Here is a 1,025-nt window from a genome sequence, read left to right as displayed (position 1 = left end):
CAGGTGCTCGGGCTGGAGCGGGTCGGGGTCGACGACTCCTTCTTCGACTTGGGTGGGGATTCGCTGTCCGCGATGCGCCTGGTCGCCGCGGTCAACGCCGGCCTGGACGTACACCTTGCGGTGCGCACCGTGTTCGAGGCGCCGACCGTTGCCCAGTTAGCGCCCCGCATCGGTGCCGATGGGGCCGGGCTGGAGCCGTTGGTGGCGGTGGAGCGGCCCACGGTGGTCCCGTTGTCGTTTGCCCAGCAGCGGTTGTGGTTTATCGACCAGTTGCAGGGGCCGTCACCGATCTACAACATGGCCGCGGCGTTGCGGCTGGACGGGCACCTCGATGCCGACGTGTTGAGTGCGGCATTGGCCGATGTGGTGGGCCGCCACGAGAGCCTGCGCACCCTGTTTGCGGCACCCGCGGGCATACCCCAGCAGGTGGTTATTCCCGTGCAGCGGGCCGACTTTGGCTGGGACGTCATTGATGCCACCGGCTGGTCGACAACACAGCTGGATGAGGCCATCGAGGCCGCGGCGTCCTACGCATTTGATCTGACCACCGAAATCCCTTTGCAGGCAAGGCTTTTCCGCGTCGCCGATGACGAGCATGTGCTGGTGGCCGCAGTGCACCATATCGCCGCTGACGGCCTGTCGATCGCCCCGCTGGTGGCTGATCTGGGTGTGGCCTTTGCCAGCCGATGTGCGGGGCAAGCCCCCGATTGGGCGCCGTTGCCGGTGCAATACGTCGATTACACGCTATGGCAGCGCGCGCAGTTCGGCGATCTGGCCGACAGCGATAGCCCGATTGCCGCGCAGCTTGCCTTCTGGGAGCAGGCGCTGGCCGGGATGCCCGAGCGCCTGGCGTTGCCCACCGACCGGCCCTACCCGCCGGTGGCCGATTACCGCGGCGCCAGCGTGGCCGTGGACTGGCCGGCCGGATTGCAGCAGCAAATTCGTCGGGTGGCCCGTGAGCACAACGCGACCAGCTTCATGGTGATGCAGGCCGCCCTGGCGGTGTTGCTCGCCAAGCTCAGCGC

General features: G+C 67.6%; 1 protein-coding gene. It reads left to right on the top strand.

Annotation, left to right across the window (positions count from 1 at the left end; translation table 11 throughout):
* The coding region (locus A5760_RS03760; protein ID WP_231122537.1) for a condensation domain-containing protein at positions 1–1,025 on the top strand (1,025 nt) is incomplete at both ends.

Origin of the sequence: Mycobacterium colombiense (assembly GCF_001665835.1) — a bacterium.
Classification (GTDB): domain Bacteria; phylum Actinomycetota; class Actinomycetes; order Mycobacteriales; family Mycobacteriaceae; genus Mycobacterium; species Mycobacterium colombiense_A.
This window is presented reverse-complemented; position numbering and strand designations above follow the sequence as displayed.